The following is a 22008-nucleotide window of genomic DNA, read 5'->3' as shown; positions in this document are numbered from 1 at the left end:
GTGTCCAGCCCTGGCAGCGCCGCGGACCCGCACCCGATCCATCAGATCGTCTACCACTGGGTGCCGGGCCGGCAGTCGCCCCTCGGCCAGGAGGGCGTCGGGCCGGCGCTGACCTCGCTGGAGGACCTGCGGCGACTCGCGTCCTGGAACACGCGGCTGCTCAGCACCGTGCTCGCCGCCTCCGGGCAGGGACCGGACGGATCGCTGTGCTACCTGCGCTTCGGGCCGGACGAGGCCGAGGGGGAGGCGGCGGTCATCCGCAGGGTCCCCGCACTCGACCCACAGGGCCGCGTCTCGGTCCTCGCGCATGCCCTCGTCGGCCCGGAGCACCTCCTGCCGCCACGCCTGGCGCTCGCCCTGCGGGCCTGGCCGCGCTGGTTCGGCGCGGGGTGGCACGGCGGCCTCGGACCGGCCGCCGGGCAGGTCGACGCCGTCCGGCTGCGACGTCCGACGTCCGCGGCGGGACTGCGTACCCCGGACGTCGAGACGTCGCTGCGCGGGCTCGGCGTGGCCGCACGCGAGCTGGACGAACCCCTGGTCCAGCTGGTGGCCGGAGTGCTGGCCGACCCGGCCGGCCAGGTCAGCGCCGTCGGATACCCGGGCCGGGTCGACCCGCTGATGTTCGGCCTCATCGAGGTTCTCGACGACCTGCTGGGCGGACTGCCCGGCCACGACTGGTCGTTCTCCACCGCCGAGACGGCGGAGCGCCGGTCCCCGCTGCGGCACATCTTTCTCGACCGCACGAGCCACTCCGACTTCGAGCAGACCCGGCTGCGGGTGCGATACGGGTCCGCGTTGCCGCCGGAGGACTTCGGCGCCGCCGCGGAGGTCGCCGTCGAGCTGGTGGAGGCCTATCGGGAGTACGGGCCGGGCGGAATGACCAGGGTTGCCCGCGCGCTCGCCGACCCGCTTCCGGACTCGCTGCCCGCCGTGGCGCCCTGGGTCGTCCGCGCCGCGAGCGCGCCGATGGCGGCCTCCGGTCACCTCTGGTCCCTGCGCCGGGTGCTGCAGGGCCGTGGTGGTGAAAGCGACTCGGCCGAGATCGGGCGGCCGGAGACCGCCGCGCTGCTGCGTGACGAGATACGGCGCCTGCGCGCGGACGGCTTCGGGTGGCTGCGCAGCGGCTGGCGGATGGGGACGGCCCCGGTGCTGGTGGCGTCCGCCGAGCCCGTGTGGGCGATCCTCGGTGAGCGACTCGTCGAGGCTGTGCTCGACGAGTCCCTCGCCGCCGCGTCGGACGACGTGCCTTCCGCGGCCGGCGCCGGTGACGGCCCCGACCCGGGCGTGGGCGACCTCGACCGGAATGTCGAGCGCGCGATCCAGCGCGCGGTGAGCGAATGCGGCCTCGGTCCGGCCGCGGTGCGGACCGTCGTGGAACGCTGGTGGGAGCAGATCGGTGCGAGCGAGCCGGGCGCCGCCGGCCGGCTGCGCGCCGCGCAGACCGCCATCAGGATCTGGGCCGAGGCCGGCCACCCCGACCGGGACCGCCCATGGGCCGGGAACCACCCGCCGGCCGGCCTGCCCGACCCGGTGCAGCGGCGGGAGCTCGGGGTTGTGCTCGCGCTCGTGCTGGCCGGCGTGCCGCTCGGCCGCGTCGCCGAACAGCTTCCCACCGGGACGGACGCCGCAACCCTGGCGACCACGCTGGCCGTCACGCTGCATGTGCTCAACAACCGGCTCGGGCACGGCGGGGACGCTCGAGTCATCGCGGACAGCGTGCTCGAGCCCGCCAGGGCGCGTGGGCAGATCCGCCGCCACCTCGTCGGCCCGAAGCTCGACCCGCTGTGGGCCGAGCCCGCGCAGCTGCCCGAGCCCGCGCTGCCGGAGTCCGCGCTGCTGCCGGAGTCCGCGCAGCTGTCGGGGTCCGTGCTGCTGCCCGAGCCCGTCGTGGAACGCCGGCTGATGGTCGACCTGCTGTTCCGGCCGGAGCTCGAAGATCCACGCACCGACAACGGCTGGCAGTTCGCCGAGGAGCTGCGCGGCCTCCTCCAGCACGGTCTCCCCCCGGGCCTGGTCGCCGAGCTTCTGACGGTCGCGCGGGACGCGGCGTCCTCCCCGCCGGCCGAGCCGGTGCTGAGCGCGTTCGTCGTCGACCAGTGGCTGGCGCGGCTCGGCCACCCCCCGCTCACCCCCCGCCAACGCCAGCCGCGCAGGCCCGCTCCGCCCCGGTCGGCGCGGGCGATCCGGCCGGCCGCTCCGTCCCGGCCGATGCCTCCCGCCGTGCACGCGCCCCCGGCCCGGAAGGCCGCTACGGCCCCGCCGCCCGCCGGCGGCCTCGCGGGCAGGCGGGCACCGGGCCAACAGCGGCGAATCCCGCAGGCGCCCGACCCACTTGACCAGATGCGCGCCGAGGACGCCGAGCGCCGGAGAAGCTGGCTGATCTTCTGGCTCTGCATGGCCGGGGCGACCGTCCTCGTCATCGCGATCTTCCTGCCGCTGCTCACGTGAGCACCGCCGCCACGGGTTTCGGCACGGTGGGCGGACGTCGATCGCGGGACCCGGTCGCGCCCTCGCACGCCGCGTGGCCGGGCCTGTTCTTCGCCGCGCTGGTCTTCGCCCTCTGGTGGCACCGGCCGGCCATGGTGGACCCGATGTGGGCCGTGGCCACCGTCGCCCTCCACACCATGATCACGGTGCTGCTGCTCCGGGGCGCCCGCCGCGTCGGCGACCCGGCCCTCGGCCTGCTGGTGGTCACCGTCCAGGCGCTCACGGCGCTCGGGTTCGTCCTGCGGATGCGGGTCGGTGTCGGGGACCGGATCTCGCTCGGCGCCTACCTGGTCGCCGTCGCCGTCGGCGTCGGGCTGTTCCACCTGGGCCGGTCGCTCGCGCAGACCGACCGGCGCCGGGAGGGCCCGGCGCGGAACCGGTGGATCAGACGGAACGGGCGCACCGGCAACGCGCTGCTCATCCTGGTGGTCGTATCCGGGGTGTTGGCGCTGAGAGCACCCATCGAGCGGGGTGCCCAGATCGGCCTCACGCTGGGCCCGCTGCACGTCCAGCCGACCGAGGTGTTCCGGTTCAGCCTGCTCGGCTGGATCGCGTTCCGGCTGAAGGCGCCGCCGGACGCCCCCCGCCTGTTCGGCTCCTACCGGCCCCCCGGGGCCGGCCGGGCGCTGATCGAGTACGCGCTGGTACCAGCCGTGGTGGCCACCGCGCTCTTTGTCAAGCTCTCCGACCTCGGGCCGGCGGTGGTGCTCTTCATCGGCATCGTCGGCCTGGTCGTCCACCTCACCGGCCGCTGGCGCTACGCCGCGGCGGCGACCGCCTCCTTCGCGGTGCTGGCAGCGGTCGCGATGCTGCTGGGCGTCGGTGTGCTGGGCGACCGGTTCGCCCTCTGGAAAGACCCCTTCTACATGGGCGAACACGGCTCGGGCCGGGCGCTGCAACAGCCCGGGAAGGCGCTGCTCGCCTACGCCCGCGGCGGGCTGCTCGGCGCCGGGCCTGGCCTCGGCCGAGTGGACAGCATCGGCACCGAGCGCCAGAACGACTTCATCCTCGCCGTGCTCGGTGAGGAGCTCGGCCTCGTCGGCACCCTGCTGACCGGTGTCCTGTACGCGCTGCTGCTCATCCAGCTGTTCCGGCTGGCCCGGCGGGCCGGTGAGGAGTCCTGGCTGCGGGCCTGGCTGGTCGGGCTTTCCGTCATGCTGGCGGCCAACATCGTCTGGCCGGCGCTGGCGACGACCAGGGTGCTGCCGATCTCCGGCATCACCACCCCGCTGCTCTCGGCCGGTGGGACGTCCATGCTGGTGGTGCTCGGCATCGTGGGGCTGGCCGCGGGCTGCGCCGGCCCCAGGCCAGCCGCCTCCGCCTCCGCCTCCGCCTCCGCCACTTCCGCCCCCGTTCCCGGTTCCGTCGCTCCCGCTCGCGGTGCAGTCGGCGCGGCCGGCCGCCACGTGACGAGGGCCGGGCGTCGGTCGCCGCTGACCTGGCGGGCGCCGGCACTCGCCGGGCTGCTGGCAATCGTCACCGCCGGCTCGCTGCTGAACGCGCAGCTGGTCACCGCCGGCGCCTGGCTGGGCGACCACGACCGCAGCCGCGGGATCGCCCGCACCGAGCGGGCGACGTTCAACCGGGGCCGGATCCTCTCCGCCGACGGCACGGTCCTCGCCGCAACGGTGGGGTCCGGCGTCGACGCCACCCGCCACGGGACGTCCACGGGCCTGCCGATCGGTGATTTCCGGCCGTCCAGGAAGGACACCGACGGCACCGGGCTGGAGAACACCTGGGCGCTGCAGCTCGAATGCGGCACTCGGCCGGAGGAGGGCCTGGCCGGCCCGCGCGGCCTGCTGGGGCAGCGATGCCAGCCCGCCGACGTGCGGACGTCGTACAACGCCGAGATCCAGGAGGCGGCGGTCCGCGCGCTGGCGGAGGCGAAGCAGGCCGCCCCGGGATCCCGCGGCGCCGTCGTCGCCCTGGACCCACGCACCGGCGGTGTGCTGGCGATCGCCGCCGACGACGACCTCGCGACCACCGTCACCGGGGACGCCAGCCAGCCCGGCTCGGTGTTCAAGATCGTCACCGCCGCCGCCATCGACCCGGCCAGGCTGAACGCCTACCACCTGGCACCGCACAGCAGCCTGCCCCTGCCGGACGGCCATTCGCTGCGGAACTTCGGCGGAAGCATCTGCCCCGACAGGGACATGGTCGGGATCCCGGCCCTGGTGGACGCGCTGCGCCAGTCCTGCAACACCGCCTTCGCCATGGTCGGCAAGGACATCGGCCCGGAAGGCATCACCCGGGCGGCGGCTGCCTTCGGGTTCAGCACGCCCGGCCCCGGCCCCGCCGACAAGCCCGGAGGCCAGCCCGCCGACAAGCCCGGCGCCGGGCCCGGCGGGCAGCCCGCGGACAGGTCCGGTGCCGCGTCCGCCTGCCGGGCCCTCGGGCTGGAGCCGCTCGGAAAGCACCAGTGCGACCTGGACGGCCTGTCCGTCGACGTGTCCTCCGTCGAGTCCGGCACCGCCGACGGCGAGCGCTGCCTGCCGGAGCACCTGGCGATCGGCCAGGCCTGCGTCTACGCGACGCCGCTGCAGATGGCACTGGTCGCCGCGGCTGTCGCCGCGGGAGGCCAGCTGCGTCCACCGCACATCGTCGAGCAGGTCGAGCGGGATGCCACCGTGCTCTGGAAAGCGCCCGCGGTCGCGCCACGGCCGGTGATCCCGCCGGAGAACGCCGAGATGATCCGAACCGGCATGGTCGAGGCCGTGAACGCGGGCACGGCGAAGGGGGCTGCCGTCCCCTGTGCCCAGGTCGCCGCGAAGACCGGAACGCCGGAGACCGGGCCGCCCTCGGCCAACCCCGACACCAACGCCTGGACGGTGGCGTTCGCCCCGGCGGAGGAGCCGGAGGTCGTGGTGGCGGTCTACCTGAAGGCACCCGCCGGTGGCCATCTCACCGGAGGCGCGAACGCGGCCCCGGCCGCCGCCACGACGCTGCGGACCGCGCTGGTCGCCCTGAAACGGGCTGACCACTGCTGAGCCCGCACCACCGGATCAGGTGCTCAGGGCAGGAGCGCGTCGGCGAACCTGCCCAGCCACTCGCCGACGGGCTGGCTGCCCGTACTGATCCGCAGAACGACCTGGTCGGCGCCGGCGGCCTGGTATTCGCGGATGCGGGCGACGATGGTGTCGAGGTCGCCCCATGCTGTCACCGCGTCGAGAAGCCTCGCATCGAGACCCGCGATCTCGGGCTCGGTGAATCCCATGCGCCCGAAACTGCGCCGATAGCCGGGCACGGTGCTGAGAAACCTGATGTTGTCGGCGGCGATGGCCCGCGCGGTCGCCGGATCCTTCTCCGGGATGACACTGAGCAGGACGGCGATCGCCGGGCCGGCCCCGAGCGTCACCCGTGCCTGCGCGACATATTCGGGGGTGACCAGGAACGGATAGGCGCCGGCGGCACGGTCCCGGGCGAGCGTCAGGACCCTCGGGCCGAGCGCGGCGAGGATCCGGGCCGACGCCGGTACCCCGGGCTTTTCGGTGTCGAGAACGTCGAGATAGGAGCTGAGCGTGTGCAGCGGCCTGGCACCGTGCGCGCCACCGAGGCCGACGACGAACCGGCCGGGGAAGGACTCCTCCAGATCCGCGTAGGTCCGCGCCACCTCGCCGGCCGGCACCACATCCACGGGGACAATGCCGCTGGCGACCTGGATGCGTTCCGACCCGCGGACGACCCGGTCGATGACGGGCAGGTTGTTGCCCTGGCCTCCCGCCAGCCACAGAGTCGAGTAGCCCGCCGCCTCCGCCTCGCGCGCGAAGGCGACTTCGGCGTCGGGCCCGTCAGTCGGCAGGCTGGCGGCGGCGATGCCAAGGGATCCGAGAGTGACCATGCACAGCGCAACCTCACCCTGGCGGCCTGTGTTCCGCGTCACCGGATCCGATCGCGGTCGGCACCTCCCGCATCGCCGGCACCTCCCGCATCGCCGGCACCTCCCGCATCGCCCGTGGCTCCCGCATCGCCCGTGGCTCCCGCATCGCCCTTCGGCCGTCCCAGGACGCGGCTGTGTGTCACATTCGCGCGCCGTGCGGTGCTGTGTGGGTATGGACCTGATTCGGCACAGGCAGGCGGCGGGTGTCCCCGTCCTGGCGGGCCCCGGGGCGGCTGCCGTCACCGCGGCTCGCCGGGGCGGCGAAGGGGGCATCGCCGCCGGCGGGGGCAGGGGCGCCCGGGTGGCGCGATCCCGTCCGGCGCGCGGCGCGGCGGCAGGCGAGGCGGCAGCGGTGCGGCCTGACCTCGACGAGGTGTTCCGGCGTGACTACCAGGTGGTCGTCGGCGTGGCCGCCCGCGTGCTCGGCGACCGGGACCAGGCAGAGGACGTCGCCCAGGAGGTCTTCCTGTCGTTCAGCGGCTGCTCGGTTCCCGGGGCCCGGGCCCGCGGGTGGCTCTGCGTCGCCGCCGCCCACACCGCGCTGAACACCATCCGCTCGCGTCGTCGCCGCACCGGGAGGGAGGAGGCCGCCGCCACGGCCGAGCACGCCACCGTGCCGGATGTGGCCGACGCCGTGGTCCGGCGGGACGAGCACCGCCGGGTGCGCGCCGCCCTCGCCCAGCTTCCCCGCACCCAGGCGGTGGCGCTGGTCCTGCGTCACAGCGGCCTGAGCTACGCCGACGTCGCCGCCGCTCTCGATCTTTCCCCGACCAGCATCGGCACCACGGTGCGCCGCGCCGAGTCGGCACTACGCAAGGAGCTGAACCGCCATGGGTCACACGTCTGACGGCGTGCTGCGCCGCCTGCTCGACGAGCCGGCCGGAGTGACCGACGCCGACCGCGAGCACACCGCGGCCTGCCCACGCTGCCTGGCTGTGCTGGCCACCATGCGCGCCGACGCCGACGCCGTCCACGCCGCACTGTCCTTCGCCGTTCCCGCGGGCGGCGAGCACGCCGTCGGTGAGCACGCCGTCGGTGAGCATGCCGCGGGTGAGCACGCAGCCGGCGAGCATGCCGCCGGTGACGTCGATGCCGCCTGGCGGCGCCTGGTCGCGTCCATGCCCGCCGCGGGAACGGGGCGTAAGGCGTCCGCCGGCGAGCGTGGCCGCGCGCACGCCCGTCCGCGCACCGGTCGGCCGTCGTTCGGGCGGCGGTTCGCGGGTCGCCCGGCCGTCGCCGCGCTGGTCGCCGCCACGGTTCTCGCCGGCGCCGGCACCGCCGCCGCGAACGGCTGGCTGCAGATCTTCCAGACGGAACGGGTCGCGGTGATCGGCCTGGGCCCCGAGGACCTCGTCGCGCTGCCGAACCTGGGCGCCTACGGTGACCTCGACATGGTCAGCGAACCCGACCTGCGCGACGTGGACTCCGCGGCCACCGCCACCAGGCGGACCGGCCTCGACCTGCCCGCCGTGACCAGACTGCCGGGCGGCATCGTCGGCGAACCGGTCTACGAGACGATCGACCAGGTCGAGGCGGTGTTCACCTTCTCGGCGCAACGCGCCGCCCAGGCTGCGGCCGACGCGGGCGAGACCCTGCCGCCGGTACCTCCGGGTCTGGACGGCACCCGGGTGCGGATGGTCGCCGGCCCGGGTGCGGCCCGGGTCTGGTCCTCCGGCTCCGGGGMACCCGGCCTCGTCGTCGCCCGTGCCGTCGCGCCCCGGGCCTTCTCGACCGGCGTCCCGTTCGAGACGGTCCGCGACTACATGCTGTCGCTGCCCGGCCTGCCGGCCGACGTCGCGGCCCAGCTGCGCACCTTCGCAGCCGACGGCTCGACCCTGCCGCTGCCGGTGCCCACCGAGGAGGCCACCACCCGGGAGGTGAAGGTCAACGGCATTCCCGCCACCGCGCTGACCAGCCGCGACGGTGCCCTCACCGCGGTCGTCTGGGTGCAGGGCGGGGTGGTGTGCGCCGTCGCCGGCTCGCTGACCGAGAACGAGATCCTCACCGTCGCCAGGGAGCTGCGTTGACGACAGTCGCCGAAGGATCCGCGCTCGACGCGGCAGCACGACTGGTCGGGGACCTGCGACCGTCGTCCGCCGTGTGGGCCTCGGGCCTGCGCAAGCGGTACGGCCGCCGCACCGCGGTCGAGGACGTCTCCCTGGAGGTCGGCCGCGGGCAGGTGGTCGGGCTGCTGGGCCCCAACGGTGCCGGCAAGACCTCGGTGATCAAAATGCTCCTCGGCCTGGTCCGCCCGGACGCCGGCGAGGTGCTGCTGCTCGGGCGGCCGGCGACCGACCCGGCCGCGCGAGCCCGGGTCGGCTACCTGCCGGAGCTGTTCCGATACCAGCCGTGGCTCAGTGCGTCCGAGGTGATGGCCCTGCACATCAGGCTCTCCGGCGCCGACGTCACGGCCGGGGAGCGGCGTGACTGCCTCGGCCTGGTCGGCCTCGCGGGCCGCACCGACGACCGGGTGGGCGGCTTCTCCAAGGGCATGCAGCAGCGGCTGGGGCTGGCGGTCGCGCTGGTCGCCCGCCCCGAGCTCGTCATCCTGGACGAACCGACCAGCGCGCTGGACCCGCTGGGCCGCGCCGACGTCCGTGACATCGTGCTGGACCTGCGGTCGCGGGGCGTCGCGGTGCTGCTGAACTCGCATCTGATCGGCGAGGTCGAACGGGTCTGCGACCGGGTCGTGATCCTCGACCACGGCCGGGTCGCGGCCGCCGGCACCCTGGCGGAGCTCCTCGGCCAGCGTGAGCTGCGGCTGCGGCTCACCGACGTCCCACCCGCGGCGCAGCGACGTCTCGCCGCCGTCGGCCGGGTCGAACAGTCCGGCGACTGGTACACCGTGGCCCTGCCGCCCGACGAGGCCGGGGCCACCGGGGCCACCGGCGCCACCGGGACCGTCGGGGCCACCGGGGACGTCGTCCCCGGGCTGGTCGCCGAGCTGGTTGGCCTGGGCGTGCGGGTGCACGCGGTCGAGCCGGCGCGGATCAGCCTGGAAGAGCGCCTGCTCGGCATTCTGCGAACCGGCACCGCCGGTCAGCCGGAGGGGAAGCGATGACAGCGCAGCAGGCGACGCCCGCCACGCAGCCGACGACGCAGGCCAGACAGCCGGCGCCGCCCCGGCCGACGCCGGGGCGGACGGCATCCCGGACGACTCCGGAACGGCTGATGCCGGTCCGGACGGTGCTCACCATCGCCGGGCTCACCCTGCGGGAGGCGTCGCGGCGCAAGGTGATGCGTGCGCTGGGGGCGCTCACCGTCCTGCTGCTGGCGCTCAGCGCCTGGGGGTTCTCCCAGCTCGGCGCCGCGGCCGACGACGGCGGGCTCACGTCCGGCGAGAAGCTGATGGCCTGCTCCCAGATCCTCAACCTGGTGATGTTCGGCTTCAGCCTGATCGCGGCCCTCGGCACCGCCTTTCTCGCCGGGCCCACCCTCGCCGGTGAGACGGAGTCGGGCATCGCGCTGGCGATGCTCGCCCGGCCGATCCGGCGCTCGGCGTTCCTCCTCGGAAAATGGCTCGGGCTGGTCGTGTTCGGCACCGTCTACGTGGTGCTCGCCGGTGTCGCGCAGTGCCTGGTCGTGCTGGCGACGTCCGGCTACTGGCCGCCGGAGCCGGCGACGGCACTGGCCCTGCTCGCCGCCCAGGCGATCGTGCTGCTGACCCTGGCCGTCCTGCTGTCGACCGCGGTGTCGCCGATGGCCTCCGGCGTGGTCTCCATCGGGCTGTTCGGGTCGGCCTGGGTCGCCGGGGTGATCGGCGGCGTGGGCGCGGCACTCGACAACGAGGCCGTGGAACGGGTCGGCACCGTCTCGCGGATCCTGCTGCCCACCGACGGACTGTGGCGCGGGGCGATGCACGGCTTCCAGGACCCGTCGGTGCTGCACAGGTTCGCCGCGGGTGAGTTCGAGGCCTTCCCGTTCCTCAGCGTGCATTCGCTGACCGCCGCCTATCTGGCGTGGGCGGTGGTCTGGGTGGTCCTGGTCTGGAGCGTCGCGGCGGCCTCCTTCCGGCGCCGCAACCTCTGAACGACCCAGCTTCTGAACCACCCAGCTCCGTCCGGCGCCGGGTCAGTGCCCGATACCGAGGTACTTCTCGTAGATGTCGTCCGCGGTGATGTCGTTCGCCCTTCCGGCGTGAATGACCGCGCCGTGGTTGAGGATGTAGACAGTTCGGGCCAGTGCCAGCGCGCGCTGCACGTACTGCTCGACCACGACGAGCGAGACGCCGCGCTCGGCCAGCCGAGCCAGCAGCTCGTAGATCGTGTCCGTCACCCGCGGCGAGAGCCCGAGTGAGGCCTCGTCGACGACGACGAGCCTGGGGCTGGTGATGTAGGCACGGGACAACGCGAGCATCTGCTGCTCGCCGCCGGAGAGGCTGCCGGCGGCCTGCCGGAGCCGGGTACCGAGAGCGGGGAAGAGGTCGACGGCCTCGGCCACCGCCTTCTCGGCATCGCGGCCACGGGCCTGGATGGTGATGTTCTCCCGGACGGTGAGCGAGGGAAAGATTCCTCGCCCCTCCGGGAGATGGCACACCCCGCGCCGGGCAAACCGGTGCGCGGGCTCTGCGGTCATGTCCTTTCCGTCGAGGGAGACCCGGCCGGACCGCGGTCGCAGGAATCCCGTGGCGGCGCGCAGGAGTGTGGTCTTCCCGGCGCCGTTCGGGCCGAGGAGCGCCACGACCTCACCGTCGCCGACGGTGAGGCTCACGCCGCGCAGAACTGTCGTGTCGCCGTAGCCGGCGGTCACCTCGTGGAGAGTCAGCATCGCCGGCTACTCGTGTGCCGGGAGGGCCAGGCGCTGGTCGGCGGCCGATTCAGGCCTGTTCCCGGCCGGCTCGGGTCTGGCCGGCTCGGATCCGTCCGGGGCCGGTTCGGGTACGTCCGCCGTGGTGAGGGCCGCGCTGCCGAGATAGGCGGCGCGTACCCGGTCGGAGCTCTCCATCTCGCTGGGAATCCCCTCGAAGATCAGTTTGCCGAAATCGAGCAGATAGACGTGGTCGCAGATGCTGCGGACCAGGGTCATGTCGTGTTCGACGAGCAGGACGCCGCAGCCGCGCTCCCTCACCACCGTCTGGAGAACCTGGCCGAACTGCTCGGTCTCATGTTCGTCGAGCCCGGAGGACGGCTCGTCCAGCAGCAGCATGTCGAACGGGCCGGCGAGGGCTCGGGCGAGCTCCACCAGCCGCCGCTGCCCGATGGGCAGCAGCCCGACCTGGACGTCGGCGATCCGCGTCGTCCCCGTGAGTGCCAGTGCCTCGTCGACCGCCTCGGACAGCAGGCGGCTCGACGGGCGCGATCCCATGAGGTGGGTGAACGGGTTCGCGCCGGCCAGGGAGGCCTCGCGGCCCATGCCCACGTTCCGCCGCACGCTCAGGCTGTTGAACAGCTCGGTCCGCTGGAACGTCCGGCCGAGCCCGCGCCGGGCCCGGCGTGCCGGCCCCTCCCGGGTGACGTCGAAACCGTGCAGGAGGATCTGCCCGGAGCTCGGGCGGTTCAGCCCGCTGCACGCGTTGAAGGTGGTGGTCTTGCCCGCGCCGTTCGGGCCGATGAGGCCGGTGATGGCGCCGGGTGGTGCCTGCAGGCTGACGCCGGCCACGGCCTGGACCCCACCGAAACGCACGGACAGATCACGGACGACCAGCCCGTCCCTGCCGGTGGGCTCGCGGCGGGACGAAGCGGATCGTTGCCGTGCGAGCGCCAGCCCCGGCCCGGCTGTTGCCGGTGGCTCAGCTCTTGCCGGTGGCCCGGCTGTTGCCGGTGGTTCAATCGTTGGCGGTTCAGCGGAACCGGCTGGCTCGGGTGCTGTAGTGGTCGGGGCTATGTCCAGCGGGGCGGCGGGAATCGGCGCCCGGCCGCCGAGGTGGTCGAGGAGGCGCCGCGCGGGCGCGGGCATGGTGCCGCCTCTTGTGCCGTACGCCGCGGTGGCCGCGCCGAGCCCGAAGAGCAGGGTGAGGATGTCGCCGGTCGTGTCCCCCGAGATGTAGGCGGGCAGCACGCTGTAGCCGATCGCCGCGACGATGGCGTACCACGGCTCGCCGACGGTGACGATCACCACCAGCACGACGAGGGTCAGTGAGTTGAAGGACGGATAGTAGGTGCCGACGCCGTAGTAGAAGAGCATGGCGTTGAGCGCCCCCGCCAGGGAGGCCACCGCCGAGGCGACGCAGAAGACGATCACCTTGAGCACGCTCGACGTCGTCCCGTGCGTCTCCAGCGCGAGTGGCGAGTCGGCCAGCGCCTCCAGCAGGCGGCCGAGCCGGCCGTGGCCGATCGCGGTGATGCCCACGGCAACGAGCACCGTGATCACGAGTAGCAGGTAGTAGAAACCCTCGTCGCCGGCGAGGTCCAGGCCCGCGATCGACACCGCGGGGCGCGGCGCCTCCAGCCCCAGCGGTGACTGCCCGAACATGAAGCCACGGGTGTAGAAGACCTGCTCCGCGAGGATGCCGAAACCCAGCGTGGCCAGCGCGAGGAACACTCCGGACACCCGTACGGCCGGTATCGAGATGAGGGCGCCGACCGGCACTGCGACCAGTGTCGCCAGGATCAGCGCCGGCAGCCACGGCATCGTGCTCGCGAAATGCCCGAACGCCGCCGCGCCGACGGCGGCGAACGCCAGGTGACACAGCGAGATCTGGCCGGATCGGCGGACGAGGAGCCCCAGCGAAAGAAAGAGCATGATGTTGATGAGCGCCGCCGACCACACGGAGACGTAGCCCGCCTGGATCGTGGGGACCGCCGCGAGCAGGCCGACCGCCACCACGCCCGCCGACAGGCGCACTCGGATCGGCGCCTGGTAGGAGCGGCGGACACTCGCGGCCGCCACGAGCCGCCGCTGCGTGAGCAGGCGGCGCGGGAGCACGATGAGGACCACGAAGAGGACGACGAACGGCAGCGCGGGTGCCAGCCCACCGATCCAGGTGGACGTCGCCGAGTACTTGTCGACCAGCGCGCTGGCGACGCCCATCACCAGACCGCCGACGAAGGTCAGCGGCAGGTTCGTGAAGTAGCCGATGGCTGCGGCCCCGAACGCCGCGAACACGACCGTCGTCAGGGTGACGCCGTCGACGAGCTGCCCCGGCGCCAGCAGCAGGCCCGCCACACCCGAGAAGAAGCTGCCGATGAGCCAGGCCCAGCGGCGGACCAGGACCGGATCGTCGCCGCTCATGGACACGAGCTCGTGGTTGTCGACGACGCCGCGCATGACGATGCCGATCCGGAACGCCTGGAAGAAGCGGTACAGAATGGCCGCGGCCGCCGCGGACAGTACGAAGAGGATGATTTCTTCCCAGGTGATGTTCACCCCGGCCAGCCGGATCGTCGACTGCGGCAGGAAATGCGGGAACTCCGGCGGGGTGGCCTCATGCCACAGCAGCCCGAGACTCGAGACGATGAGGATCAGGCCGACCGTCGCGACCACCTTGACGGTTTCGCTGGCACCCGCGAGCGACCGGGCGAGCAGCTCGAGCGCCAGCCCGAGCAGCGGCGCGAACAGGAGCAGGGAAATCGCGGCGGCCACCGGCCAGGGCAGGCCGTGGTCGACCCGCAGGAAATAGAAGCAGAAGGCGACGAGCGCCGCGACGGCACCGTAGCCGAAGTTGAAGATTCCTGACGTCTTGTAGGTCAGTACCAGGCCTATTCCGGCCAGGCCGTAGACCGCGCCGGTCGCGAGACCGACGACGATGAAGGGAAGGAAGTCGTCCACGGTGAGATCCGGCCTCCGGTGGCGAACAGACGGTTCGACGAGGGCGTGCCGGCCCGGATCTGTCCTGAACCGGGCCGGCACGCCCGCTGGCTGGTGCTGACGGGGCTGCCGGGGTTGCCGGTGCTGACGGGGCTGGCAGCGCTGGCAGGTGCTGGCCGGGCCTGCGTAGCTGCCTGCTACGAGGTCGAGCCGTCCTTGCAGCTGCGCTTTCCGTCGTTGACCAGTGCCGGCTTGCCGTCCTGGACCCGTCCGACGTACCAGCAGTTGACCTGGTTCGCCTTGCCGGCGGTGAAGGTGAGCGGGGGCGCCCAGCCGTCCAGCGTCTCGTCCTTCAACGAGGTGAGGCCCTTGGTGATCGCCGCGGCCGACACGTCCTGCCCGGCGCTGACGCCGGACGACTCGACGCCGCGCTCGACGAGCAGCCCGCCGGTCCAGACCTGGGCGGCCAGGGTCGTCCACGACTGCGGGTCGGTCCGCAGGCCGGGGGAGTACCGGTCGACCGCCTCGTTCAGCTTCTGGACCTGCGGCTGGTCCACGAAGAACGGAAGAATGGGGAAGGCGATCCAGAGGTTGTTCTTCGTCACGGCGTTGTCGACGAGCCGCATCGTGAAACCCGTTCCGGCCTCGATGAGGGTCGGGTGGAAGTCCTGGCGGGCGCAGTCGCCGGCGACCTTCTCCAGCACCGACGCGGAATGGCTCACATACAGTGCGGTGACGCCGGCCTGCTTGGCCGCGACACACTGGGATGTGTAGTTGGCGGCGGTCGCCGAAATGGACGCGCTGTGGATGACCGGGAGTCCCAGCTCCTCGCCGACGCCCTTCATCAGACTGACGGTGTCCGCGCAGCTGGATGACTCGGCGCAGTACAGGATGCCGAGGTTGGTCGCCTTCGCGAGCTTCGCGGTCGAGATGATCGCGTACGGCAGGGCGTTGGTCGTCTGCCCGGAGGGGTAGGCGTTCGGGTCCTTGCTGAACACCGCGTTGAAGAAGTCACCGCCGACAACCGGGATGCCGGCGTCGTCCGCAGCCTTGATCCAGGTCGAGACGAGCGTGGTGAGGTTGATGATGACGTCGACCTTGTCGGAGATCGCCGCCTTTGCCTTGGTGACGGAGTTTCCGGGGTTTCCGGCGTCGTCGTACAGTTTGAGCTTGACCGGGTGCCCGTTGATGCCGCCGGCGGCGTTTACCGACTTCGACCAAGCCTCAGCGACCTTGCTGGCGGGGCCGATGCTGTGCGCGAAGGATCCTGTACAACTGCAGATCACCGCCACGTTGACCGGTGTTCCAGCGGCTGCCGAGCTGTTCGCGTCGGCCGAGTCGCTCGATCCTGAATCGCCACACGCCGCAACCGTCATGGCGACGAATGCCAGCATGGCTATCAGGAGCCTGCGTAAGTGCATTTCTCTCCCCTGGTTGGAGCGGCTAGGTGGGGGACTCTAGTGAATATTCACTCACCAATCAAGGCTAAGGAGTGCACTTCTTTTGCATCGATTGCCCGTCGAATGCCCAGATTTGTCCGCATTTTCTACCTCCCCTGGCCGTGGTTCGACCACTTTCCGTAGTCAAGCGCGTACGAAATTCCRCCTGGCGGTGTAGATGGTCGGATGCCCTGGGTGGGGTGGTGAGCGCGAATTGCCTACAGCAAAGGTCTAGCGGAGTACATGCTTACTCTGCTACTTTGCGAACGCTGCAGGCCAGCCGCGTCGGCCGCGGGTTGGTCGACGTCCCTCCCCGCCGACGGCACCGCTTTGCCCGCCAATTTGAATGGGGGTTGTCATGGCAGACACCGGGATGGACCGGACACGCCCACCCGTACATCTGTGCATCGGCGCCGAGCGGCTCGCCGCGGGGTCGGGTGGCACGTTCGAGCATGTCGATCCGTGCACCGGTGAAGTCGACGCGATCGTTCCCCTTGCCGGGCCGGCAGAGGTGGAGCAGAGCGTGCGATTAGCGCACGAGGCCTTTCTGCGATGGCGTGACGTGCGTCCCGCCGAACGACGCAGGTTGCTCTTCCGGCTGGCCGACCTCATCGAGCAGAACGCGGCCGAGTTCTCCCGGCGAGCGATTCTCGACAACGGTATGGCGGTGAGCTCGGCGGTCGGGCTGGTCGGCGGTGCGGTGGAGTGGACCCGGTACTACGCCGGTTTCGCGGACAAGATCTCCGGTCGGGTGGCGTCCTCGTTCGGCCCGGACGGCGAGTTCAGCTACACCCTCGCGCAGCCCTACGGCGTCATCGCCGCGATCATCACCTGGAACGGCCCGCTGACCTCCCTGTCGATGAAGGTCCCGCCGGCGCTCGCCGCGGGCAACACCGTCGTGGTCAAACCGTCGGAGCTGACACCGTTCGCCGCCGAGTTGTTCGCCGACCTGGTGGAGGCCGCGGGGTTCCCGCCGGGCGTCGTCAGCGTGCTGCCCGGCACCGGCGAGGCAGGAGCGGCGCTCGTCGAGCATCCACTGGTCCAGAAGGTCTCGTTCACCGGTGGTCCGGTGACCGCGAAGGCCATCCTGCGGACCTGTGCCGAGCAGATGAAACCGGCCTGCCTTGAGCTCGGTGGCAAGTCGGCCAACCTCGTCTTCGACGACGCCGATCTCGACGCCGCGATCGCCTGGGGGACGCTGCGCGTCCTCGGCACGGTCAGTGGGCAGGGCTGCGCCTTTCCGACCCGCATGCTCGTGCAGGAGTCGATCTACGAGGAGGCGATCGATCGGGTCGCGCGCCTGGTCAAGGGGATCCGGGTGGGTGACCCGTGGGACACCGCCACCGACATCGGCCCGGTCGTCAACCAGGCCGCGGTCGACCGCATCCTCGGCATGATCGAGCAGGCCGGGCTGGACGGCGCCCGGCTGGTCGCCGGTGGCGGGCGCCTGCAGGGGCCGCTGTCCGGCGGGTACTTCCTCGAGCCGACGGTGTTCGCCGACGTGGAGCCGCACAGCGAGCTCGGCCAGGTCGAGGTGTTCGGCCCGGTGCTGTCGATGATGCCGTTCTCCACCGAGGAGGAGGCCGTCGAGATCGCGAACTGTACCCGGTACGGGCTGTCCTCCTACGTCCAGACCACGGATGTGCGCCGCGCGCACCGGGTCGCCGAGCGGCTCGTGGCCGGCGCGACCATGATCAACGGTGCGCCGAACATGATGGTGAACCGCCCGTTCGGCGGTCTGGGCCTCAGCGGCTACGGCAAGGAGGGCGGCCCGGACGGCCTGGCCGAGTTCCAGCGGATCAAGACCGTCGCGATGGTCTGACCCGTGTGACCGAAATCCCAGACCAGAAAACCGTGAACGCGGCGGCGTTCTCCGGGGAAGGGAGATCCATGGCCACTGGATCCGGTTCGGCGGGTGGAAGGATTTTCGGGCCGCCCGGCGCACATTCATCGGGCCAGCTGGTTCCGACTCTCGGCGTGATGCTTCCGGTGTTCGGCACCATCGACGGGAGCATCAGTCCGTCGAGCATCGCCGAGGCGGCGGTCTACGGCGAGCGGCATGACATCGACGGTCTGTGGCTGGGTGACCATCTGGTGCATCCGCTCCCGCTGCTGGAGTCGATCGTGACGCTTGAACACGTGGYGAGCGTGACCACGCGGGTGCGCGTCGGAACGTCGGTGATGCTGCTCGCCCTGCGAAACCCGCTCGCGGCGGCGAAGCAACTCGCGACCATCGCCGCCTATCACCCGGGGCGTCTCACGCTCGGCGTCGGCGTCGGCGGTGAGCATCCGGCGGAGTTCCGCGCCAGCGGGGTACCACTCGACCAGCGAGCCGCACGGTTGGAGCAGTCCGTGCTGCTCCTGCGTGAGCTCTGGTCCGGCGAGCCGGTCACTTCCGACGGCCCGTTGCAGGGGGTGCGCATAGCACCGATCCCGCCGCGGATACCGCTGCTTTTCGGCGGGCACACGCCTCCCGCACTGCGGCGCGCGGCTCGGCTCGGTGATGCCTGGGTCGGCTTCTACAAGGACGTCGACGGGTTCCGCGCGGCCAGGGACACGATTGTCCTCGAACGAAAGCGGCTCGGCCTGGAAGACATCGACTTCCCGCTCGGGATGGTGCTTCCGACACTGATCACCGAGCGGGACACCGGCGCCGACGACCGCGCGGCCGAGTTCATGCGCGGCGCCAGTACGAAGAACTTCCAGGCCAGCCCGGCACAGTACGTGCTCGCGGGCACTCCCGAGCGGGTCGTGACGCGGCTCGCCGAGTACCACGCCGCCGGGTGCGGGCACTTCATCCTCGCGATTCTCGACCAGGGACCCGCCTATCTGGAGCAGCTCGCGGCCGTCTGCGAGCAGGTTCTTCCCGCCGTGCGGTCATGGGTGAGCGGTTAGCAGGCACGACGGCCCCGGCGCGGACGCCCGGCGCGGACGAGACCGGATCTGATCAAGGGGATCAAGGGGAGAACATGGCACGTCTGGATGGCAGGATCGCCATCGTCACCGGCGCCGGAATCGGGCAGGGCCGTTCCACCGCGCTTCGCCTCGCGAAGGAGGGCGCCAAGGTACTCGCCGTCGACGTGAGCGGCGCCGAGAGGGACACCGCTGCGCAGGCACCGGATCAGATCGAGCCGGTCCACGCGGATGTCACCCGCGGCGACGAGGTTCAGGCGCTTGTCGCGGAGGCGGTCGGGCGRCATGGCCGACTCGACATCCTCTGCAACGTGGTCGGTGTCGCCGGCATCGCCCAGGCGCCCATTCCCGACATCGACGAGGACGACTACGACAGGCTCCTCGCCATCAACCTCAAAAGTGTCTTCCTCGGCATGAAGCACGCGATCCCGGCGATGGTGGCATCGGGCGGCGGATCGATCATCAACTGGTCCTCGGTCGGTGCCCTGGTCTCGTCGCCGCAGACGGCCGTCTACGGCGCTTCGAAGGCCGGGATCCTCGCGATGACCCGTGCCGCGGCTCGTGAATGGGGAAAGTCCGACATCCGGGTGAACGCCATCTGCCCCGGCTTCGTCTACCCGACCGRCATGACCCTCATGGGCGAACGGGAATTCCCCGAAGCGGTGTCGCGGGCCGCCTCGAAATCGGCGCTCGACCGCCCCGGCCACCCTGACGAGATCGCCGCCGTAGCCGCGTTCCTCGCCTCGTCGGACGCCTCGTACGTGACCGGAACCTACCTTGTCGTGGATGGCGGCTGGACCGCCGGCTAGACAACCTGCCTGGCGGTCACCCGCCTGTTCGCCCGGTTCCCGGCCCTCGCGCTGGCCACCGACGAGCCGGTGTTCCGGCCGCATCTCACGGTGCGCGGCTTCGAGACGCTGCCCGTCATCCTCTGACGGCATCCTCTGACTGGCTCTGTCCTGAAATCCGTCCCTACCGGTGCCGCGGAGCCGGTTCGTGTACCGAGACGGGAAGGCGTTCCGGACCGCGCAGGATCACGTTCGGCTTGAAATCCGGCTCGTCGGTGAGCGGGTCGATGGTGATTCCCCGTTCGATCACGCGGCGCAGCAGCGTCTCCATCTCCAGCAGGGCCAGCCCGGCGCCGAGGCAGAAATGCACCCCCAGGCTGAACGCGAGATGGCGCGGGGGAGCCGCCTGGCGTCCGTGGAAGCGGGTGACGTCGAGGCGGTCCGGGTCCGGGTAGGCGGCCGGGTCGCGGTTCGCGGCGGCGAGCAGCACCGCCACCCCGGAACCGGGCGGCAGCAGCTCGCCGGCGAGCTCCAGCTCGGTCAGCGCGTCGCGGGGGATCAGCTGGATCGGCGCGTCGAAACGCAGCAGCTCCTGGACGGCGCTGGGAACCAGCTCCGGCTCGGCGTGCAGGGCGGCGAGCTGCTCCGGGTGGCGCAGCAGCGCGAGCAGGCCGTTCCCGATCAGATTGACGCTGGTCTCGTGCCCGGCGTTGAGCAGCAGGTTCCCGGTGCCGAGCAGCTCGGTGTCGGAAAGCCCGTCACCGTTCTCGTCGACCGCGGCCAGCGCGCTGATCAGATCATCGGCCGGATGGTCGCGCCGGGAGCGGGCCAGCTCCCGGAAATAGTCGTAGAAGGCGGCCGTCGACTCGTCCCGCCGGGTCTTCTCCTCCGGGCTGAGCAGGATTTCCGGGTCCAGCCCGCGGGCGATGGCGATCGACCACTTGTGAAAGACCGGGTAGTCCGTGGCGGGAATCCCGAGCAGCTCGCACACGATCGTCATCGGCAGTGGATAGGCGAGGGCGGCGATCAGATCGGTCTCGCCGGCGGAGACCATGTCGTCCAGCAGCTGGTCGACGAGCCGCTCGATGCGCGGCGCCAGCCCCGAGATCATGCGCGGGGTGAAGGTCCGGCTGACCATTCCTCGCAGCCGGGTGTGCTGCGGCGGGTTCATGAAAAGAAAAGAGTCGCCGCCCCGGAAGGCGCCGTCCGGGCCCTGGTTGTGCCCCCAGGACGGGTTCTGCAGCACCGCGGTGCATTCCGCGTGCCGGGTCACCAGCCGGATGCCGAGCGGCGTCTCGTGTACCGGCCCGCCCTCGCGCAGCTGTGCGAACAGGGGGTAGGGGTCGGCGCGGTGCGCCGGGCTGAACAGATCCAGCAGGATCCGGGTGACGTCGTCCGCGGGCAGGGTCGAGGCCATCGGTCCTCCCTCCGAGATCGGTGTCGGGCGATCGGTGTCGGGCGATCGATTTCGGGCGATCGGTGTCAGGAGACCGGGGTCAGGCCCGGGCGGCCATCTGCAGGGCGGCCAGACCACGAACGACGATGTTCGGCTTGTAGGGCGGGTCGTCGTCGAGCAGTTCGAGCGTCCCGGCCCGGCGCAGCAGGCGGTCCAGCAGGATCTCCATCTCCAGCTGCGCGAGCGGGGCGCCGAGGCAGTAGTGGATGCCGAGGCTGAACGCCAGCTGGTGCGGCGGGACGGGGGTCCGCTGGTGGAACCGGGTGACGTCGAGGCGGTCCGGATCGTGGAACGCCGCCGGGTCACGGTTCGCCGAGTTGATGAGAACGACGACTCCCTCGCCCTCGGCGAACGTGCGCCCGCCGATGGTCAGCGGCCGGGTGGCCGACCGGGTGGTCAGATGCACCGGCGGGTCGTAGCGCAGGAGCTCCTCCACCGCGGCCGGGACGAGCTCGGGCCGCTCGCGCAGCACCTGGATCTGGTCGGGATTGCGCAGCAGCGCGAGGATGCCGTTGCCGACCAGGTTCACCGTGGTCTCGTGGCCGGCGACCAGCGTCGTCACACAGGACGTCAGCAGTTCCAGCTCGGTCAGCACGTCGCCCTGGTCCTCGACGGCGGCGAGCGCGCTGAGCAGGTCGTCCGCGGGCTGGCGCTTACGCTCGTCGATGAGCTCCCGGAAGTAGGCCTGGAAGTCCCGGGACGCGGTGCTGCGGTCGGCCCGCTCCTGCGGGCTTAGCAGGGCATCCGGGTCGAAGCCGCGCCCCAGCCACTGGGACCACTGCTGGACGAGCGCGTGGTCGGCGGCCGGCACCCCGACCAGCTCGCAGACGACGGTCAGCGGCAGCGGGTAGGCGATCGTCTCGATGAGGTCGAACTCGCCCGCGGCCAGCGCGTTGTCGAGCAGACCGTCGACGAGCCGTTCGATGCGTGGCCGCAGGCCCGCCACCAGCCGCGGGGTGAAGGCCTTCCCGACCAGCCGGCGCAGCCTGGTGTGGTCCGGCGGGTCCATCCACAGGAACGACGTCGGCAGCTCGGCGGCCGCCTCGTGCGCCTCGACGTCCCCGTGCAGCTGCGCTGCCTCGTCGGCGTGGCTCCAGGCCGAGTTCTGCAGGACGGTCACGCAGTCGCTGTGCCGGGTCAGCAGATACAGGCCGAGCGGAGTGCGGTGCAGGGGGCCGGCCTCGCGCAGGCTCCGGCACAGCGGATAGGGGTCGGCCCGGTGCTCCAGGCCGAACAGCGCGAGAATGGTCTCGGTCAGGTCGATCGTGTCCGAGTCGATCGTGTCTGATACGCCGGGTGATGCGGCTGACGCGTTCACCGACAACCTCCTGCTGCGGAAAGYCGTGCGAAAACCGTAAGGCG

Annotated in this window: 15 protein-coding genes; 9 read left to right on the top strand and 6 right to left on the bottom strand. The window is 71.9% G+C overall.

The window, feature by feature from the left end; all coding sequences use genetic code 11:
- Together CcI49_RS12285 and CcI49_RS39620 are read left to right on the top strand one after the other, a co-directional pair.
- The gene (locus tag CcI49_RS12285; protein WP_076826604.1) at nt 1-2448 is read left to right on the top strand and encodes a hypothetical protein; all 2448 of its coding nucleotides are present in this window, start codon (nt 1-3) and stop codon (nt 2446-2448) included.
- Nucleotides 2445-5474, top strand: coding sequence for a penicillin-binding transpeptidase domain-containing protein (locus CcI49_RS39620; protein WP_083749472.1), 3030 nt, complete (start codon nt 2445-2447; stop codon nt 5472-5474). Before CcI49_RS12285 ends, CcI49_RS39620 begins: the two co-directional genes overlap by 4 nt.
- A 23-nt stretch (nt 5475-5497) precedes the next feature.
- Here the strand turns inward: CcI49_RS39620 and CcI49_RS12265 are convergent, their stop codons facing one another.
- Complete coding sequence (locus CcI49_RS12265; RefSeq protein ID WP_076826839.1) at nt 5498-6325, bottom strand: TIGR03620 family F420-dependent LLM class oxidoreductase; 828 nt, start codon at nt 6323-6325, stop codon at nt 5498-5500.
- A gap of 211 nt (nt 6326-6536) precedes the next feature.
- Between CcI49_RS12265 and CcI49_RS12260 the strand changes: the two genes are divergently transcribed.
- The 4 genes from CcI49_RS12260 (at nt 6537) to CcI49_RS12245 (ending at nt 10393) form a co-directional block, all read left to right on the top strand.
- Nucleotides 6537-7211, top strand: a complete 675-nt coding sequence (locus tag CcI49_RS12260) for a sigma-70 family RNA polymerase sigma factor (protein WP_235497627.1) — start codon at nt 6537-6539, stop codon at nt 7209-7211.
- Entirely contained in the window at nt 7195-8391 is a 1197-nt protein-coding gene (locus CcI49_RS12255; protein WP_076826601.1) for a DUF4367 domain-containing protein, read from the top strand. The genes CcI49_RS12260 and CcI49_RS12255 overlap by 17 nt, the downstream gene beginning before the upstream one ends.
- Nucleotides 8388-9425, top strand: coding sequence for an ABC transporter ATP-binding protein (locus CcI49_RS12250; protein ID WP_076826599.1), 1038 nt, complete (start codon nt 8388-8390; stop codon nt 9423-9425). Before CcI49_RS12255 ends, CcI49_RS12250 begins: the two co-directional genes overlap by 4 nt.
- A 110-nt stretch (nt 9426-9535) precedes the next feature.
- Nucleotides 9536-10393, top strand: a complete 858-nt coding sequence (locus CcI49_RS12245; RefSeq protein WP_076826596.1) for an ABC transporter permease subunit — start codon at nt 9536-9538, stop codon at nt 10391-10393.
- Between the two features lie 42 nt (nt 10394-10435).
- On the opposite strand, the gene CcI49_RS12240 is transcribed toward CcI49_RS12245, so the two are convergent.
- The 3 genes from CcI49_RS12240 to CcI49_RS12230 all read right to left on the bottom strand — a co-directional run bounded on the left by CcI49_RS12240 (nt 10436) and on the right by CcI49_RS12230 (nt 15471).
- Complete coding sequence (locus CcI49_RS12240; RefSeq protein WP_054564828.1) at nt 10436-11131, bottom strand: ABC transporter ATP-binding protein; 696 nt, start codon at nt 11129-11131, stop codon at nt 10436-10438.
- A 6-nt stretch (nt 11132-11137) separates the two neighbouring features.
- A complete protein-coding gene (locus CcI49_RS12235) occupies nt 11138-14071 on the bottom strand; it encodes an ATP-binding cassette domain-containing protein (RefSeq protein WP_083749471.1) in 2934 nt (977 codons plus the stop codon).
- Nucleotides 14072-14247: 176 nt separating this feature from the next.
- Entirely contained in the window at nt 14248-15471 is a 1224-nt protein-coding gene (locus CcI49_RS12230; RefSeq protein ID WP_076826594.1) for an ABC transporter substrate-binding protein, read from the bottom strand.
- A gap of 376 nt (nt 15472-15847) precedes the next feature.
- Between CcI49_RS12230 and CcI49_RS12225 the strand changes: the two genes are divergently transcribed.
- From CcI49_RS12225 to CcI49_RS12215, 3 genes are all read left to right on the top strand, one after another.
- The gene (locus tag CcI49_RS12225) at nt 15848-17311 is read left to right on the top strand and encodes an aldehyde dehydrogenase family protein (protein WP_198955514.1); all 1464 of its coding nucleotides are present in this window, start codon (nt 15848-15850) and stop codon (nt 17309-17311) included.
- 68 nt (nt 17312-17379) lie between these two features.
- The gene (locus CcI49_RS12220; protein WP_083749470.1) at nt 17380-18384 is read left to right on the top strand and encodes an LLM class flavin-dependent oxidoreductase; all 1005 of its coding nucleotides are present in this window, start codon (nt 17380-17382) and stop codon (nt 18382-18384) included.
- 74 nt (nt 18385-18458) lie between these two features.
- Complete coding sequence (locus CcI49_RS12215) at nt 18459-19211, top strand: SDR family NAD(P)-dependent oxidoreductase (protein ID WP_076826590.1); 753 nt, start codon at nt 18459-18461, stop codon at nt 19209-19211.
- A 163-nt stretch (nt 19212-19374) separates the two neighbouring features.
- On the opposite strand, the gene CcI49_RS12210 is transcribed toward CcI49_RS12215, so the two are convergent.
- Complete coding sequence (locus tag CcI49_RS12210; protein ID WP_076826588.1) at nt 19375-20607, bottom strand: cytochrome P450; 1233 nt, start codon at nt 20605-20607, stop codon at nt 19375-19377.
- A 79-nt stretch (nt 20608-20686) separates the two neighbouring features.
- Nucleotides 20687-21964: a cytochrome P450 gene (locus tag CcI49_RS12205; protein ID WP_076826586.1), complete on the bottom strand. Its 1278-nt coding sequence runs from the start codon at nt 21962-21964 to the stop codon at nt 20687-20689.
- Nucleotides 21965-22008: the final 44 nt, after the last annotated feature.

Source organism: Frankia sp. CcI49 (genome assembly GCF_001983215.1).
Taxonomy (GTDB): domain Bacteria; phylum Actinomycetota; class Actinomycetes; order Frankiales; family Frankiaceae; genus Parafrankia; species Parafrankia irregularis.
Note: the sequence above shows the minus strand (reverse complement) of the source record. Positions and strands in the feature narration are given on the sequence as shown.